This window comes from Sphingopyxis sp. NFH-91, assembly GCF_021401285.1.
GTDB lineage: Bacteria > Pseudomonadota > Alphaproteobacteria > Sphingomonadales > Sphingomonadaceae > Sphingopyxis > Sphingopyxis terrae_A.
The window spans coordinates 75,020-90,284 of sequence record NZ_JACBGA010000004.1; the positions used below are offsets into that span (position 1 = coordinate 75,020).

The window sequence follows — 15,265 nt, forward strand, 5'->3', positions numbered from 1 at the left end:
AGACCCGCATTATGACCGACGCTTCTTCCTCCCCCGTTCCGCCCGTCACCATCCACCGCAGCGATTATCGCCCGCCCGAATGGCAGGTGCCCGACATCGCGCTCGATTTCGCGCTCGGCCTCGATACGACGCGCGTGGGTGCGGCGCTGTCGGTCGTGCGCCATGCCGATGCGCCGGCGCCGCTGACGCTGCGCGGCGACGGCCTGACGCCGCTCGCGGTGTGCGTCGATGGCGAAAGCTGGAACGATTGGCACATGGAGGGGGCCGACCTGATCGTCGATCTCGGCGATCGTACCCACGCCGTCGTCGAGGTCGATACGGCGATCGATCCCACGGCCAATACCCAGCTCATGGGCCTTTATGCCTCGAACGGCATGCTCTGCACCCAGTGCGAGGCCGAGGGGTTCCGGCGGATCACCTTCCATCCCGACCGTCCCGACGTCCTCAGCCGCTACAAGGTGCGGATGACGGGCGACAAGACGGCCTTTCCGATCCTGCTGTCGAACGGCAATTGCGTTGCAAAGGGTGCGGGTGACGACGGCAGCCATTGGGCTTTGTGGGAAGATCCCTGGCCGAAACCTTCCTATCTTTTCGCGCTCGTCGCGGGCGATCTTGTCGTCAACCGCGACAGCTTTACCACCATGTCGGGGCGCAAGGTCGAACTGGGCATCTGGGTGCGCGCGGGCGACGAGGGCCGCACCGGCCACGCGATGCAGGCGCTCAAGGACAGCATGGCGTGGGACGAGCGCGTCTATGGCCGCGAATATGACCTCGACCTGTTCAACATCGTCGCGGTCAGCGATTTCAACATGGGGGCGATGGAGAACAAGGGCCTCAACATCTTCAACACGCGTTATATCCTGGCCGATCCCGACACAGCGACCGACCTCGACTATGACGGGGTGCAGGGGGTGGTCGCGCACGAATATTTTCACAATTGGTCGGGCAATCGCGTCACCTGTCGCGACTGGTTCCAGCTCAGCCTGAAAGAAGGCTTCACCGTCTATCGCGACCAGAGTTTTTCGGCCGATATGGGTTCCGCACCGGTCAAGCGAATCGAGGATGTCCGCCTGCTTCGCGCCGCACAGTATCCGGAGGATGCGGGGCCGCTCGCGCACCCGATCCGGCCCGACAGCTATCAGGAGATCAGCAACTTCTACACCGCGACCGTTTACAACAAGGGCGCGGAGATCATCCGGATGATGGCGACCCTGCTCGGTCCGCAGCGCTTCCGCGCCGGCACCGACCTCTATTTCGACCGCCACGATGGCGAGGCCGCGACGTGCGAGGATTTCGTGCGCGCGATGGAGGAGGGCGGGGCGATCGACCTGACCCAGTTCCGCCGCTGGTACGAGCAGGCGGGGACGCCGCGGCTCAAGCTGACGCTTTCAGAGGATCAGGGGCAGTGGGCGCTCGATGTGGTGCAGACCGTGCCGCCGACCCCCGGCCAGCCCGAAAAACTGCCGATGATGATGCCGCTGCGTATCGCGGCCTTCGATAGAAGCGGCGGTGCATCGCTGCCCGATACGCTGGTGACGCTGACCGGTGCGACGCAGCGGATCGCGCTCGGCGCCTTCGACGGGCGCCCTGCCTTGTCGGTCAACCGCGGCTTTTCGGCACCGGTCATCGTCGATTTCGATCGCGCGCAGGGGGAACTCGCCTGGCTTGCGGCGCATGATCACGACCCCTTCGCGCGCTACGAAGCCTTGCAGCAGCTCATGCTCGACACGCTTGTCGCGGCAGCGGCGGGGAATGAAGTCGATCATCGGGCGGTGGTCGATGCGGTGGCGCAGACGTTGCGTGGGCGCGGCGAAGATCCGGCCTTCGTTGCCGAGGCGGTGCTGCTGCCCAGCGAGGCGTTCATCGGCGACCAGATGCTCACCGTCGATCCCGACGCAATCCGCCGCGAACGGCTGGCGCTGCAGGCCGCGATCGGCCGCGCGCTCGAGGAGGAATGGCGCGCGATACTGGCGGGCAAGGCACCGCCGGCGACCGACCTGTCGCCGCACGCCAAGGGTGAACGGCGCCTGCGCGGCGTCGCGCTCGCCTATCTTGCCGCGACGGGGATCGCCGATATCCCGGCGCTTGTCTTCGGGGTGTTTTCGGATGCCGACGGCATGACTGAGCGTCAGGCGGCGCTGGCGACGCTCGCGCATGGCGACAGCGACGAACGCGCCCATGCGCTCGACATCTTCTATCAGCGCTACCGCGACAATCCGCTCGTGCTCGACAAATGGTTCCAGGTACAGGCGTGGTCGATGCGCCCCGACACGGTGGAGGCGGTGCGCCAGCTGGCCGAGCATCCCGATTTCACCCTGTCCAATCCGAACCGGGTGCGATCGCTTTATGGGGCGTTCACGGGCAATCAGGCGGCCTTTCATCAGGCCGATGGCGCGGGCTATCGGCTGATCGCCGACCTTGTCATCGCGCTCGATCCGCGCAATCCGCAGACCGCGGCGCGAATGATCCCGCCGCTCGGGCGGTGGAAGCGCTTCGACGAGGCGCGCGCCGCGATGATGCGCGCCGAACTGGAACGCATCCTCGCCCAGCCCGGCCTGTCGCGCGACACGACCGAACAGGCGTCGAAGAGCTTGCTGGGCTGAGCGATCAGGCCGGCGCCGACAGCTTGGTGCCGACGACGCCGATCACGATCAGCGCCATGAAGCCGATCTGCACGGTGCCGATTTTTTCGCCGAACAGGACGATACCGCCGATGATGACGCCGACCGCGCCGAGGCCGGTCCAGATTGCATAGGCGGTGCCGGCCGAAATCTCGCGCATCGCAAAGGCGAGCAGCGCCATGTTGAGGAAGCTGAGCGCGATCGGCACCGTCGAGGCCTGCCACGTGCCCAGCGTTGCGGCCCATTTCAGGCTGAGTGCCCAGCAAATTTCGGTGAAAACGGCGATTGCCAGGATGAACCATCCCATGCGCGAGTCCTTTCGTCAGGCGGGCTCGTGCGGGAGGCGCACGCCGGAAACCCGAAAGAGGCGATGCGCGAAAAAGGCGGCTATCGCGGCCGCGGCTCGCCCCTAAGGGGCAGGCGCGCAAAGTGCAAGAGTGGAGCGACGAAGAGGCGCGGCGCGCGTCAGCCTGCGAGCCAGGCCGCGACGTCCGCGGCGACCTTGTTAGCGGCGCGGGTCAGCGCCTCGCCGACCGGCTTTGCCTCGATCTTGCCGCCGATCGGTTCGCGCACCTCGAAGCGGCGCTGTGTGACCGTCTTGCCGCCCGCCGCGACGCGCATCGCCTGGAGCGAGACGACCGCTTCGTTGGTGCGCGCATCGACGCCGAACTCGAGCAGCTGGCTGGCAAGCTGTTCGCCCGGTGCGGTCAGATACTGACCTTCGTCGAGCACGACCAGCGGGGTTTTTGCCGCAACGGTTTCCGACAGGAGCCGCTGGAACAGGCGCTGCGGCGCCTCCACCCACTGGGCGTCCTTGACATAGGCGACGCTCGCATCGTCCTGCTGCACCGGGATGCGCGTGGTGCGCAGCTTTTGCGGCGCATTCGGGATCAGGATCGTCAGCGTCTGCGCTTCGCCCGCCGAGCGCGCCTCGCCGACGACCGGGGCGACATCGGAATCGAGCGTGAGCAGAAAGGGCGGCGCCTTGCCGCCGAAACTGACACAGGCCGAGAGCGACAGCGCGCCCAGCGCGAGCAGCGCGGGGGTGCGAAGACGGCGAAGCGGGTGGGGCATGGCGGTCGTCATCCTCATTTCTTGTAATCGGGCAGCTTGCTGCCGCCGAGCACCGCGCCCGCGCCTTGCTGATCGAGCTTGTCGGTCAGGCTCGAAAGCGAGGAGGAGGTGCGGCGCAGGTCGCGGATCAGCGCATTCGCTTCGGGAATCGTCGTTTCGCTGAAGGTCTTGAGGCCGGGCCGGGCGTCCGAAATCGCCGATTCGAGCGTCTGCATCGACTTGTTTGCGGAGGCGAGCGTGTCGCGCAGATTGCGCATCGCAGGATCGACATTGCGGTCGATCGTGCCCTGCGTCGCGGCGGCAAGATTGCCGATCTGTTCGGCCGCGGTCCCCGTCTGCTGGATCGCAACGCGCGTGTCGGCGAGCGCGGCTTCGATCGCCGGTCCGTTGCGCGCGAGGATCGCGGTCGATTGCTCGACATTCTTCAGGATCGCCGCGAAGCTCGCCTGATTCTTGTCGTCGGCCAGTTCGGCCAGCCGCTCGGTCAGCGTCGACAGGCGCTGGAGAAGCTGCGGCGCGGTGTTGAGCAGTTCGCCGAGCCCACCAACGCGCGTCGGGATGACCGGTTTGCCGGCGGGGCCCTTGTCGGCGATCGGCGGCGCGCCCTTGACCGCGCCGTCGAGCGAGATTTGCGATACGCCGGTGAAGCCGACGCCTTCCAGCGCCGCGGTCGTCCCCTGCAGCACCGGCACATGCTCGTCGACTTCGATACGCACGCGGACGAATTGCGGATCGTCGGGCCACAGCGCGATCTGCCGCACCTGGCCGACGGGAACGCCGGAGAATTGCACCTGTGCGCCTTTGTTCAATCCGTCGACAGACTGTTTGAAAAATATATCATATTCCTGACGCTTGCCGCCGCTGTCGTTCGCCAGCCAGACCACGAACAGCGCGAGCGCAACGGTGAACAGCAGGACGAAGGCCCCGACCAGAACATTGTTCGACCGCGTTTCCATCAGCTCTTCCTATCTGCCCGCGTCAGCGCGTCGTTGCTGCCAGAGGCGGCGCGTCCGCGCGGTCCGTTGAAATATTCCTGTATCCAAGGATGCTCGGTGGCAAGAAGTTCCGGAATCGTGCCGACCGCGATCACTTTTTTCTCGGCCAGCACCGCGACCCGGTCGCAGGTGGCGTAGAGCGAATCAAGGTCGTGGGTGATCAGGAACACGGTCAGCCCCATCGTGTCGGCCAGTTCGCGGATCAGCTCGTCGAACTTCGCGGCGCCGATCGGGTCGAGCCCCGCGGTCGGTTCGTCGAGGAACAGCAGCGCCGGATCGAGCGCCAGCGCCCGCGCCAGTCCCGCACGCTTGACCATGCCGCCCGACAGCTCGGCCGGATATTTGGGGCCGGCATCGTTTGGCAGGCCGACCATCGCGACCTTGTAGGCCGCGATTTCGTCGAGCAGTTCAGAGTCCATGCGCGGATAAAATTCGCGCAGCGGCACCTGGATATTCTCCGCAACGGTGAGCGTCGAGAACAGCGCACCGCCCTGGAACATCACGCCCCAGCGACGGCGCAGGTCGCGCGATTCCTCTTCGTCGACGATCGTGTCGAGCGTCTTGCCATAGACTTCGACCTCGCCCGCGGTCGGGATCTGCAGCCCGATGATCGACCGCATCAGCACCGACTTGCCAGTGCCCGATCCGCCGACGACTCCCAATATCTCGCCCGACCGCACGTCGAGATCGAGGTCTTCGTGGATCACCGCATCGCCGAACTGGTTGCACAGGCCGCGCACCTTGATCGCAATGTCGAATTTTTCGGGTTCGATGAGCTCGGCCATCAGTTCCAGCCCAGCGAGGTGAAGAAAACGGCGAAAAAGGCGTCGAGAACGATGACGAGGAAGATGGCGGCGACAACCGCCGAGGTCGTCCGCTTGCCGACTTGCTCGGCATTCTGGCGCACCTGCATCCCTTCGTAACAGCCGGTGACGCCGATCAGGATGCCGAAAACCGGTGCCTTGATCAGCATGATCCAGAAATCGGTCATCGGGATGATTTCACGGATGCGCTGGACATAGGTCAGCGGCGGGATTTCCAGCCCGACCCAGCAGAAGATGCCGCCTCCGATGATCGCGCAGATGCTGGCATAAAAGCCGAGCAGCGGCATGGTGATCGTCGATGCCGCGACGCGCGGCAGGACGATCGCCTCCATCGGCGACACGCCGATCGTGCGCATCGCATCGACTTCCTCGGTCAGCTTCATCGTTCCGATTTGCGCGGCGAAGGCCGAACCCGACCGGCCGGCGACCATGATTGCGGTCATCAGCAATCCCAGCTCGCGGATCGAGGCACGGCCGACGAGGTTGATCGTGAACACCTCGAGCCCGAATTGCTTGAGCTGCACCGATCCCTGCTGCGCGATGACGATGCCGATAAGGAAGCTCATCAGCCCGATGATGGGCAGCGCGTCGACGCCGACGGTCTGGAACCGCGTGACGATCGCATTCCAGCGGATCGCGCGGCGCGCGCGGATCTGGTTGAACAGCGCGACGACCATCGCGCCGAAAAAGCCGATGATGCCAAGCAGTTCGTTCCAGATCGCCACACTTGCGGTGCCGAGCTGTTCGAGCATACGCACCCAGGCAGGGCGCCGGTCGCCATGGATGCGATACTCGCTGGTGTCGTTCGCCAGCGCGTCGAGCAGCCGCTGCGCATCCTGGCTCGCGCCGACGACCTTCGCGTCGTGGCGATGCATCGTGCGCGTCACGATCCACGCCCCGACGGTGTCGATGCGGGTAATATTTGAAAGATCGAGGAGCGAAATCGGTCCAAGCTCGTCGAGCCGCTGCGGCAGGTCGCCCATCCGGGCGAGCGTCAACCGGCCCGAGAAGCGGACCTCTGCGCCGTCAGCGCCATCATTCGTTTCGAAGTCCGCCCAAACCGCCATGACGCGGGCGACATTGGATTATTTGCCAGTGCACGGCAAGCGAATTGGCCGCGCTTGCGGCAGGCTGCGCTCTTGGCCGGCGGTGGGCGCGCGGTTATAGCGGGAGTATGGAGGTTCCGACGCTCGATCCCGTCCGCGACTATGCGCATCGTGTCGCGATGTACGACATGGACCGCACGATCACGCGGTCGGGGACGTATAGCGGCTTTCTGATGCACGTTGCGCGGCGGCGCCAGCAATGGCGGCTGCTGTTGCTGCCGCTGGTGGCGCTTGCCGCCGCTGCCTATTCCTTGCGGCTGATCGACCGGTCGCGGCTGAAGGCGATCAATCTGCGGCTGCTGGTCGGAAAGAGTTTCCACCGCGCCGAGATCGCTCCGCTCGCCGAAAGCTATGCCGATCAGGTCATCGCGCGCGGCGTGCACGCGGCGGCGCTCGACCAGATCGCGGCCGACCGCGCGGCGGGTTACCGCGTCCTCCTCGCGACCGCGTCCTTCCATCTCTATGTCGATGCGATCGCGCGGCGGCTGGGCATCGACGATGTGCTGGCGACCCGCCTCGACGCACCCGACGGCGCCGATCATATCCACGCGCGGCTGGCGGGCGACAATTGCTATGGCGCGGTCAAGTTCGCGCGCATCGGCGAATGGCTCGCCGATAATGCCATCACCCGCGAAGACGCGCACATCCGCGCCTATTCGGATCATGTCTCCGATCATCCGATGCTGGGCTTCGCCGACGAGGCGGTGGCGACGACGCCGTCGCGCGCGCTGAAGAAGCTGGCGCCGCAGCGGGGATGGGCCGTCGTCGACTGGCGGCAGAAGACATAGTCATCCCGGCGGTGCGGGAGGGCTTGCCTCGCTTCCGCTCAGACCGCGTCCAGTGCCTGCGCGAAGTCGGCGATCAGATCGTCAGCATCCTCGATCCCGATAGAGATGCGGACGAGATTGTCGGTGATGCCCAACGCTTTCTTGCGTTCGTCGGGGACCGACAGATGCGTCATCGCCGCCGGATGGCTCGCGAGCGTTTCGGTGCCGCCGAGGCTGACCGCGAGCTTCGCGATCTTGAGCGAGTCGAGAAAGCGGAAGCTCTCTTCCTCGCCGCCCTTGATGAACAGCGAGAAGGTCGATCCCGCGCCGCTGCAGTGGCGGTCGAAGATGTCCTGCTGGCGCGGGTCGGCAATGAAGCCGAGATAGCCTAGTCCTTCGACCTTGGGATGATCGCGCAGGAAGGTGCAGATCTTCAGCGCATTCTCGCCCGCCCGGCTCATGCGCAGTTCGAGCGTCTCGAGGCTGCGCAGCAGCATCCACGCCGTGTTGGGATCGCAGATGGTGCCGATCGTGTTGCGCATCGGCCGGATGATGTCGATCAGCCGCTGATCGCCCGCCACACCGCCCGCGACCAGGTCCGAATGACCGCCGGCATATTTGGTCAGGCTATAGACCACGAGTTCGGCGCCCTGCTTGAGCGGCTGTTGCCAGAGCGGGCCGAGGAAGGTGTTGTCGATCGCGATCGCGGGCTTGTGGTCGCCGGGGAAGGCGGCATCGCGTGCGCCGCGCACCGCCTCGACATCGACGAGCGCGTTGGTCGGGTTGGCCGGGCTTTCGAGATAGACGAGCGCGACCTTGCCGCCCTTTTCGTCGGCGAGCGCCTGGGCGCGGGCCAGCACGTCGTCGAGTTGTTCGCGCGTCGCGCCCGCCGGGAAATCGACGAAGCCGACGCCGAAGCGCGACAGGATGCGTGCAACCAACGTTTCGGTCGCGGCATAGAGCGGACCCGAATGAACGATCACGTCATTCTGTCCGACGAGCGCCAGCATCAGCGTCGCGATCGCCGACATCCCGCTCGAAAAGACGAGCGCATCATCGGCGCCGTCCCACAGCGCGAGCCGATCTTCGACGATCTCCTGATTGGGGCCGTTGAAGCGCGAATAGACGAGGCCGTCGGCGGGGCCCTGCCTTTTGCCGGTGATATGTTCGAAGAAGCGCTTGCCCGCCGCCGCGCTTTCGAACGCGAAGGTCGAGGTCAGGAAGATCGGCGGCTTCAACGAACCTTCGGACAGAAAAGGGTCATAGCCGTGCCCCATCATCTGCGTCGCGGGGGTCAGCTTCTTGCCGCCGACTGCTTCGATATTCGCCTTGTTCTTGCCGCGCGTGGCCATGACATGCTCCTGAAAATGATCGCGCAGCTATAGCAAGGCTGGTTACGATTGAAACCGGTTCGCGGTCAGCCGGGTCAGGCAAGCGCGGCGATGGCCCAGATAATGCCGATCAGCAGCGGTACGCCGAGCAGATCGAGCGCCAGCCCCGCCTTGAGCATACGCGGCAGAGCGATGTTGCCCGTCGCCCAGGCGAGCGCGTTGGGGCCGGTTCCCGATGGCAGCATGAAGCCCCAGCTTGCCGCCATCGCGACGGGCAGGGCAAGGAGGACGGGATCGGTGCCGGTGGCCGCGATCAGCGCGGCGAGCACGGGCATGATGCCGCTCGCCGTTGCGACATTGCTGGCGAATTCGGTGATCAGGATCGTCAGCGCGACGATCACCGCCGCAAGGAGGATCGTCGGGATCGAACCGAGCGGTGCGAGAACGGCGCCCAGCCAGGCAGCAAGTCCGCTCTGGGTGATTGCGGCAGCGAGGGCAAGCCCGCCACCGAACATCATGATGACGCCCCAGGGCGCGCGATCGGCTTCCTTCCAGACGAGCAGCGGCCGGCCGGTACCGTCGGGCACGACGAACAGCAGCAGGCTGCCCGCCACCGCGACGGTGCCGTCGGTCAGCGCGCCCTTCGGGAACAGCGGTTCGAGCCAGGGCTGCATCACCCAGGCGATCAGCACGAGCAGAAACACGGGCACGACGCGCCGCTCGGCGGTCGACCAGATTGCCTGGTTGCCGAGCGCGGCCGCCGCCGCGCGCCCGTCGAACGGATGCTCGGCAAGCCGCTGCACCCGCGCAAGGACGATCATCGCAAAGGGCACCGACACAAGCACCACCGGCACGCCATAAATCGCCCAGTCGAGGAAGGAGATGTGCAGCCCGAGCGTCCGCTCGATCAGGCCCGCGGCAATGGCGTTGGTCGGGCTGCCGACCAATGTGCCCAGTCCGCCGAGCGAAGCGGCGAAGGCAATCCCCATCATCACGGCGCCGGGGAAACCCTCGGTATCGCCCTCGCGGGCGCCGGCGGCTCCGACGACCGCCAGCGCGATCGGCACCATGATGAGCGCGGTGGACGTGTTGGAAATGAACATGCTGAGCAGCGCGGTCGCCGCCATGAAGGCGAAGAGCAGCCCGGTCGCGGTCGGCGACGCGCGCTTGAGCAGCGCCAGTGCGAGCCGGCGGTGCAGCCCGACGCGCTCGATCGCGAGCGCGAGGAACGCGCCGCCCAGGATCAGAAACAGGATCGGCGAATAATATTCCTTGGCGATGGCATTGGCGTCCATCACCCCGAAGGCCGGGACGGTCAGGAAGGGAAGGAGTGCGGTGACGGTCAGCGGCATCGCTTCGGTCATCCACCAGATTGCCATCAGGACGGTCAGCGCCGCAACGCGCCACGCCGTCGGTTCCATGCCCGCGGGGGCCGGCAGCGCCAGCATCGCGACGAAAGCCAGCAAGCCGCCGATCAGCCCGAGCAGGCGCGTGCGCGTCATCCGTCCCCCAATCCGATCACCGAAAGCTGCCGGCCATAGCTGTTCTCGCTTTTATGGCAGGCGCGGCGATAGCTGAAATATTCCTCTGCTTCGGCGTAGGTGTCCTGCCCGCCGATGGCAACCTTGGCGACGCCCGCGGCCGCGAGGCGCGCCGCGACATAGGCGGCGATGTCGAACATGGCGTGTCCCGGCTTGCCGGCCGCGAAGAAGCGTTCGTTGGCGGGATCGTCGGTGACGAAGCGCTGCACGAAACTGTCATCGACCTCATAGGACGCGCGGCCGATACAGGGGCCGATCGCGGCGACGACATTTCTGCGCCGCGCGCCGAGGCTTTCCATCGCGCCGAGCGCCGCGTCGGTGACCCCCGCGATTGCGCCTTTCCACCCGGCATGGGCCGCCGCGACGACGCCGGCCGAGCGATCGGCAAACAGCACCGGGACGCAATCGGCAGTGAGGATGCCGAGCAAGATGCCCGGCGTGCGCGTCGCCAGCGCGTCGGCTTCGGGTCGGGCGGCAAGGTCGCTGTCCGCATCGACGATATGGCAGCGATTGCCATGCACCTGATAAAGCCCTGTCAGAGTAGCGCCGGGCAGCACGGTGGCGCCGACGCGGCGGCGATTTTCCGCAATCAGCGCGGCATCGTCGCCCGATCCGACGCCGCAGTTGAGCGAGGCAAGGTCGCCGGTCGACATGCCGCCGCGCCGTCCGAAAAATCCGTGCGCGACCCCGGCGAGCGGGGCGGCGGTGGTGAAAGGCGGGGTCACAGGTCGAGCCTCCAGATCCGGTCTTCGTCGATATGATTGCCGACGCGGAATGCGTTGCGGCCGACATCGACGAAGCCATAGCGGCGGTAAAAAGCCTGCGCGCGCGGGTTCTCGGTGAAGACCGACAGATAGAGGATCGATGCCCTTTGGCGCGCCCAGTCGATGCCCCATTGCATCAGCGCCGCGGCAACGCCCGTCCCTTTGGCTTCGGCGGCGACATAAAGCTGGTGGAGTTCGGTCGCGCCCTCCGCCGGCTGCCCATCGGGCAGATCGAAATCGATGGGGCCAAGCTTGATATAGCCGAGGATCGCCTCGTCGGCGCCGCGGACGAGCGCGACTACCATCGCGGGATCGGCGATCTGCGCGCGCAGTTTCTCGGGCGGATTCCAGTCCGCGAGAAAGCTCGCCAGGTCGGCGGGATCGTAGATATGACCGAAGGTCTGCACGAAGGCGGCTTCGGCAAAGCGCGACAGCGCGTCGGCGTCGGCAGCGGTGGCGAGCGTGACGTCGGTCATGCAATCTCTCCCGAACTATCGAATCCGGCGGGCTGCGGCCAGCCGGCGCCGGTCAGCGCCATCGCCTGGAACAATGTTCCCATCTGATCACCCGCGACCAGCCGGTCGCGCTGTCTCTGCAAATCGCCCGCGCGTGCGGGCGAGGCAGCGACCAACGTCTGCAAGCGGGCGTCGATGCCCATCGCCTGCAACCACGCGCCCTGATCAACGGGGCCGAAGACGTTCGTGCCGGGGCGCCGCGCGGCATGGGCAAGCGCCGCGAAGTCGACATGGGCGGTCAGGTCGACCTCGCCCGGATCGGCGAAGGGATCGGCGAAACGATGCGCCTTTACCGCCTGCAGCGTGTCGCCGGTGGCGGGGCCGCAATAGCCATAGTCGATTGCGAGCAGCGCACCGCCCTGCCGTGCGAGCCTCGCGCTGCACCGATGGATCACCGCGGCGGCGGCGGGCGCGGTTTCGACGATCGTGCCTTCGGTGCGGTCGCGCAGCGCTGGCGGTATGGCCTCGTCGGCTGGAACCGTGTCCGGAGCAGCAGTTATGCTGTTGCCCCCACGCACGACGATGCGCTCGCGCCAGCCGTCCTTCGTTGCCACATATTGATGGACGGGCAGCGCGTCGAAAAATTCATTGGCGATGACGATCAGCGGCAGGTCGTCCGGCAGGCTGTCGATCTCGTCATGATGCTCTGCGTCCGGCAGGCGCGCCGATTGCGCCGCGCGCAGCGCGGGGCTCGTCTCGACGAGGTGGAGGCCCTGCGGCTTGCAGTCGAAGCGGGCGGCGGTGCGCAGCGCGTCGGCGGCGAGTGTGCCGCGCCCCGGCCCCAGTTCGACATAATGAAAGGCGGGGCCGCCCGCACGGGTCCACAGGTCGGCGATCCAGATGCCGACCATTTCGCCGAACATCTGGCTGATTTCGGGCGCCGTGGTGAAATCGCCCGCGGCGCCGAGCGGGTCGCGCGTCGCATAATAATGCGCGTTCGCCGCCGCCATATAATCGGCGACCGTCACCGTCCGCGCCGCGGCAATTTCCCTCATCAAATCGTCGGGGGTCGGCGGTCCGTCAGGCAATGCTGTCGGACCCCGCGACGGGTTCGACGCGCTGGCGCCGGCCCTTGGCGGTGGCAACGAGCCAGATGCCGGCGAGCAGCATCGGCACGGTCAACCACTGGCCCATCGACAGGCCGGTCATATCGACGACCCACTGGCGCTGGACATCGGGCTCGCGGAAATATTCGACGACGAAACGGCTGACGCCATAGAGGATCGCGGCCATGCCGAACAGGAATCCGGGCTTGTAGCGCGCATCGGTGCGCCAGAAGAACCAGGCGAGCACCGCCATCATGACGATGCCTTCCAGCCCGGCTTCGTAAAGCTGGCTGGGATGTCGCGGGTCCATCGTCCCGCTTTCGGGAAAGATGATCGCCCACGGCACCGTCGTGGCGCGACCCCACAGCTCTCCGTTCACGAAATTGGCGAGGCGGCCGAAGAAGAGGCCGAAGGGCACAACGCACGCAACATAGTCGCAAAAGCGCAGAAAGCTGAGCTTCTCCTTGCGCGTCACATACCAGATCGCGACCAGCACGCCGAGCACGCCGCCGTGCAGCGACATGCCGCCGTCCCAGAGGCGAAAGACCGCGGCGGGGTCGCGAATGTAGGATTCCAGATTGTAGAACAGGACATAGCCGATGCGTCCGCCCAGGATGATTCCCAGCATCGCATAGAAGATCATGTCGTCGGCGTGACGGGGCGCCATCGGCGAGCCCGGCTGGTCGATCAGCTTGGTAAGATACCAATAGCCGACGAAAATGCCCGCGAGATAGGCGAGGGCGTACCAACGGATCGGTAGCCCGAATACCGAAAAGGCAATCGCGCTATTGTCTCCCATCAGGTCATGGAAGTTCACATATTGCGTTGCTTCGGCTAGGGTTGCAAAAAGAAACATATATTCTCGGAACCTTCCCCAGGAGAGGGCTTCCCCATAAGGGGTAAGCGCCACGAGACCAAGAGGAGAGATACAGGATGCCATCCGCGCTCGATCTGCGCCTGGACGCCGCATATGAACTGATCACCGGCCCGGGCGGGCCGATCCAGGTCGGATCCATCGAAAAGGACGGGCGTTCGCTGCCCTTCATCACCAATGCGCCGACGAATCTGGGCGACTATGTTGCGTTTTTTTGTGCGCAGCATGGCGACGCCACCTTTCTGGTCGAAGGCGATGAAAGGCTGAGCTTCAAACAGGTCTATGCCGCCGCGCGGAAAGTTGCGGCGGGACTGATCGAAACGCACGGCGTCGCGCGCGGCGACCGTGTCGGGCTGGCGATGCGCAATGCCAATGTCTGGTGCGTCAGCTACCTCGGCATCCTGCTTGCGGGCGGCTGCGCGACCCTGCTCAACGGCTGGTGGCAGGGCGGCGAGCTGGCCGCGGGAATCGAGGATGCGGAGGCGAAGCTGGTGATCGCCGATCCGCAGCGCGCGGCGCGACTGGCCGAACCCGGCGTGACGCACAGTGCCAAGGTCGTGACGCTCGACATCACGCGCCCGATCGCCGAAGCGATCGCGCCGGTCAGCGGCAGCGCCGACACCGCCTTGCCCGCGCTGACGGGTGATGATCTGGCGACGATTCTCTTTACCTCCGGTTCGACGGGTCAGTCGAAGGGCGCCTATTCGCGTCACCGTTCGGTGGTCCAGGCGATCTTCAACTATGTCACCCAGACCGCGAGCATCGTCCATCTTCTGACCGAAGACGGGCAGATGTCCGATATTCAGCCCGCGACGCTGATCTGCACCCCGCTGTTCCACGTCACCGCCGAAATCCCGGTGTTCCTGCAAAGCTTCGCGCTCGGCCGGAAGCTTGTGCTGATGCCGAAGTGGAATGCCGAAGAGGCGATGCGGCTGATCCAGGACGAACAGGTCAATTATTTCGTCGGCGTGCCGCTGATGAGCTACGAGATTCTCGTCCATCCGAACCGCAAGAATTACGATCTGTCGACGTGCAAGAGCTACGCCGGCGGCGGGGCGCCGCGCCCGCCCGAACATGTGAAGCGCCTGGCGACCGAAATGGGCGAGGGCAAGCCGCTGCTCGGCTATGGCCTTACCGAAACCAACGCCGTGGGCTGCGGCATCATCAACGAAAATTACGTCGAAAAGCCGCTTTCGACCGGCCCGGCGTCGAAACCGCTCGTCGATCTTGCGATCCTCGACGACAATGGCGCGGCGCTCGCGCAGGGACAGGTCGGCGAAGTATGCATCCGGTCGATCTGCAATTTCGAAGGCTATTGGAACAATCCGGCGGCGACCAAGGCGGCCTTTTTCGACAATGGCTATTTCCGCACCGGCGACCTCGGCTATCTTGATGCCGACGGCTATCTGTTCATCGTCGATCGCAAGAAGGACATCATCATCCGCGGCGGCGAGAATATCAGCTGTCAGGAGGTCGAGGCGGCGATCTACGAACATGCCGACGTCAACGAATGCGCGGTGTTCGGCCTGCCCGACGAGCGGCTGGGCGAAGTAGTCGGCGCGGTCGTGTGGCTGAAACCCGAGAGCAGCGTCGATGCAAACGAACTGACGGACTTCCTGCAGGAGCGGCTGGCGGCGTTCAAGGTGCCCTATCGCATCTGGATGGCAACCGATGCGCTGCCGAAGCTGGGCAGCGAAAAGATCGACAAGGTCAGCCTGCGCAACAAATATCGCGAGGAATTTGCGGCTCAGCCCGCGGCATGATCGCAACGACGGCGTAACCGGAGAGGGAGCGGGAGCGAATGAGG

14 protein-coding genes are annotated in these 15,265 nt (G+C 65.6%); 3 read left to right on the top strand and 11 right to left on the bottom strand.

What is annotated here, in order from left to right; genetic code table 11:
- Positions 1-11 precede the first annotated feature (11 nt).
- Positions 12-2,603: an aminopeptidase N gene (pepN, locus tag L0963_RS10575; RefSeq protein ID WP_234179424.1), complete on the top strand. Its 2,592-nt coding sequence runs from the start codon at positions 12-14 to the stop codon at positions 2,601-2,603.
- A gap of 4 nt (positions 2,604-2,607) precedes the next feature.
- On the opposite strand, the gene L0963_RS10580 is transcribed toward pepN, so the two are convergent.
- The 5 genes from L0963_RS10580 to L0963_RS10600 form a co-directional block, all read right to left on the bottom strand.
- Positions 2,608-2,928 carry a DMT family transporter gene (locus L0963_RS10580; RefSeq protein ID WP_003049205.1) on the bottom strand — a complete coding sequence of 107 codons (321 nt, stop codon included), beginning with the start codon at positions 2,926-2,928 and terminating at the stop codon, positions 2,608-2,610.
- 158 nt (positions 2,929-3,086) lie between these two features.
- Positions 3,087-3,695 carry an ABC-type transport auxiliary lipoprotein family protein gene (locus tag L0963_RS10585; protein WP_234179427.1) on the bottom strand — a complete coding sequence of 203 codons (609 nt, stop codon included), beginning with the start codon at positions 3,693-3,695 and terminating at the stop codon, positions 3,087-3,089.
- A gap of 14 nt (positions 3,696-3,709) precedes the next feature.
- Complete coding sequence (locus L0963_RS10590; RefSeq protein WP_003049211.1) at positions 3,710-4,651, bottom strand: MlaD family protein; 942 nt, start codon at positions 4,649-4,651, stop codon at positions 3,710-3,712.
- A complete protein-coding gene (locus L0963_RS10595) occupies positions 4,651-5,475 on the bottom strand; it encodes an ABC transporter ATP-binding protein (RefSeq protein ID WP_003049215.1) in 825 nt (274 codons plus the stop codon). The genes L0963_RS10590 and L0963_RS10595 overlap by 1 nt, the downstream gene beginning before the upstream one ends.
- On the bottom strand, positions 5,475-6,581 hold the full coding sequence (locus L0963_RS10600; protein ID WP_003049217.1) for an ABC transporter permease: 1,107 nt from the start codon (positions 6,579-6,581) through the stop codon (positions 5,475-5,477). Before L0963_RS10600 ends, L0963_RS10595 begins: the two co-directional genes overlap by 1 nt.
- A 107-nt stretch (positions 6,582-6,688) precedes the next feature.
- Between L0963_RS10600 and L0963_RS10605 the strand changes: the two genes are divergently transcribed.
- Positions 6,689-7,408 (top strand): HAD family hydrolase, encoded by a 720-nt coding sequence (locus L0963_RS10605; RefSeq protein ID WP_234179429.1) that lies wholly within the window; start codon positions 6,689-6,691, stop codon positions 7,406-7,408.
- A 38-nt stretch (positions 7,409-7,446) separates the two neighbouring features.
- On the opposite strand, the gene L0963_RS10610 is transcribed toward L0963_RS10605, so the two are convergent.
- The 6 genes from L0963_RS10610 to lgt all read right to left on the bottom strand — a co-directional run bounded on the left by L0963_RS10610 (position 7,447) and on the right by lgt (position 13,440).
- Entirely contained in the window at positions 7,447-8,739 is a 1,293-nt protein-coding gene (locus tag L0963_RS10610) for a cystathionine gamma-synthase family protein (protein WP_062902007.1), read from the bottom strand.
- A 74-nt stretch (positions 8,740-8,813) separates the two neighbouring features.
- On the bottom strand, positions 8,814-10,220 hold the full coding sequence (locus tag L0963_RS10615) for an SLC13 family permease (RefSeq protein ID WP_062902008.1): 1,407 nt from the start codon (positions 10,218-10,220) through the stop codon (positions 8,814-8,816).
- Positions 10,217-10,984: a peptidoglycan editing factor PgeF gene (pgeF, locus tag L0963_RS10620; RefSeq protein WP_062902009.1), complete on the bottom strand. Its 768-nt coding sequence runs from the start codon at positions 10,982-10,984 to the stop codon at positions 10,217-10,219. Before pgeF ends, L0963_RS10615 begins: the two co-directional genes overlap by 4 nt.
- Positions 10,981-11,499 carry a GNAT family N-acetyltransferase gene (locus L0963_RS10625; protein WP_062902010.1) on the bottom strand — a complete coding sequence of 173 codons (519 nt, stop codon included), beginning with the start codon at positions 11,497-11,499 and terminating at the stop codon, positions 10,981-10,983. The genes pgeF and L0963_RS10625 overlap by 4 nt, the downstream gene beginning before the upstream one ends.
- Complete coding sequence (locus L0963_RS10630; protein WP_062902011.1) at positions 11,496-12,533, bottom strand: class I SAM-dependent methyltransferase; 1,038 nt, start codon at positions 12,531-12,533, stop codon at positions 11,496-11,498. Before L0963_RS10630 ends, L0963_RS10625 begins: the two co-directional genes overlap by 4 nt.
- A 25-nt stretch (positions 12,534-12,558) precedes the next feature.
- The gene (lgt, locus tag L0963_RS10635; RefSeq protein WP_062902012.1) at positions 12,559-13,440 is read right to left on the bottom strand and encodes a prolipoprotein diacylglyceryl transferase; all 882 of its coding nucleotides are present in this window, start codon (positions 13,438-13,440) and stop codon (positions 12,559-12,561) included.
- Positions 13,441-13,517: 77 nt separating this feature from the next.
- Between lgt and L0963_RS10640 the strand changes: the two genes are divergently transcribed.
- Positions 13,518-15,221, top strand: coding sequence for a class I adenylate-forming enzyme family protein (locus L0963_RS10640; protein WP_234179431.1), 1,704 nt, complete (start codon positions 13,518-13,520; stop codon positions 15,219-15,221).
- Positions 15,222-15,265: the final 44 nt, after the last annotated feature.

Coding starts and splice junctions, on each gene's coding strand:
- L0963_RS10595 (WP_003049215.1), bottom strand. CDS start 5,475: ATGGCCGAGCTCATCGAACCCGAAAAATTCGACATTGCGATCAAGGTG.
- L0963_RS10590 (WP_003049211.1), bottom strand. CDS start 4,651: ATGGAAACGCGGTCGAACAATGTTCTGGTCGGGGCCTTCGTCCTGCTG.
- L0963_RS10605 (WP_234179429.1), top strand. CDS start 6,689: ATGGAGGTTCCGACGCTCGATCCCGTCCGCGACTATGCGCATCGTGTC.
- L0963_RS10640 (WP_234179431.1), top strand. CDS start 13,518: ATGCCATCCGCGCTCGATCTGCGCCTGGACGCCGCATATGAACTGATC.
- L0963_RS10630 (WP_062902011.1), bottom strand. CDS start 12,533: ATGAGGGAAATTGCCGCGGCGCGGACGGTGACGGTCGCCGATTATATG.
- pepN (WP_234179424.1), top strand. CDS start 12: ATGACCGACGCTTCTTCCTCCCCCGTTCCGCCCGTCACCATCCACCGC.
- L0963_RS10625 (WP_062902010.1), bottom strand. CDS start 11,499: ATGACCGACGTCACGCTCGCCACCGCTGCCGACGCCGACGCGCTGTCG.
- L0963_RS10615 (WP_062902008.1), bottom strand. CDS start 10,220: ATGACGCGCACGCGCCTGCTCGGGCTGATCGGCGGCTTGCTGGCTTTC.
- lgt (WP_062902012.1), bottom strand. CDS start 13,440: ATGTTTCTTTTTGCAACCCTAGCCGAAGCAACGCAATATGTGAACTTC.
- L0963_RS10580 (WP_003049205.1), bottom strand. CDS start 2,928: ATGGGATGGTTCATCCTGGCAATCGCCGTTTTCACCGAAATTTGCTGG.
- L0963_RS10610 (WP_062902007.1), bottom strand. CDS start 8,739: ATGGCCACGCGCGGCAAGAACAAGGCGAATATCGAAGCAGTCGGCGGC.
- L0963_RS10600 (WP_003049217.1), bottom strand. CDS start 6,581: ATGGCGGTTTGGGCGGACTTCGAAACGAATGATGGCGCTGACGGCGCA.
- L0963_RS10585 (WP_234179427.1), bottom strand. CDS start 3,695: ATGCCCCACCCGCTTCGCCGTCTTCGCACCCCCGCGCTGCTCGCGCTG.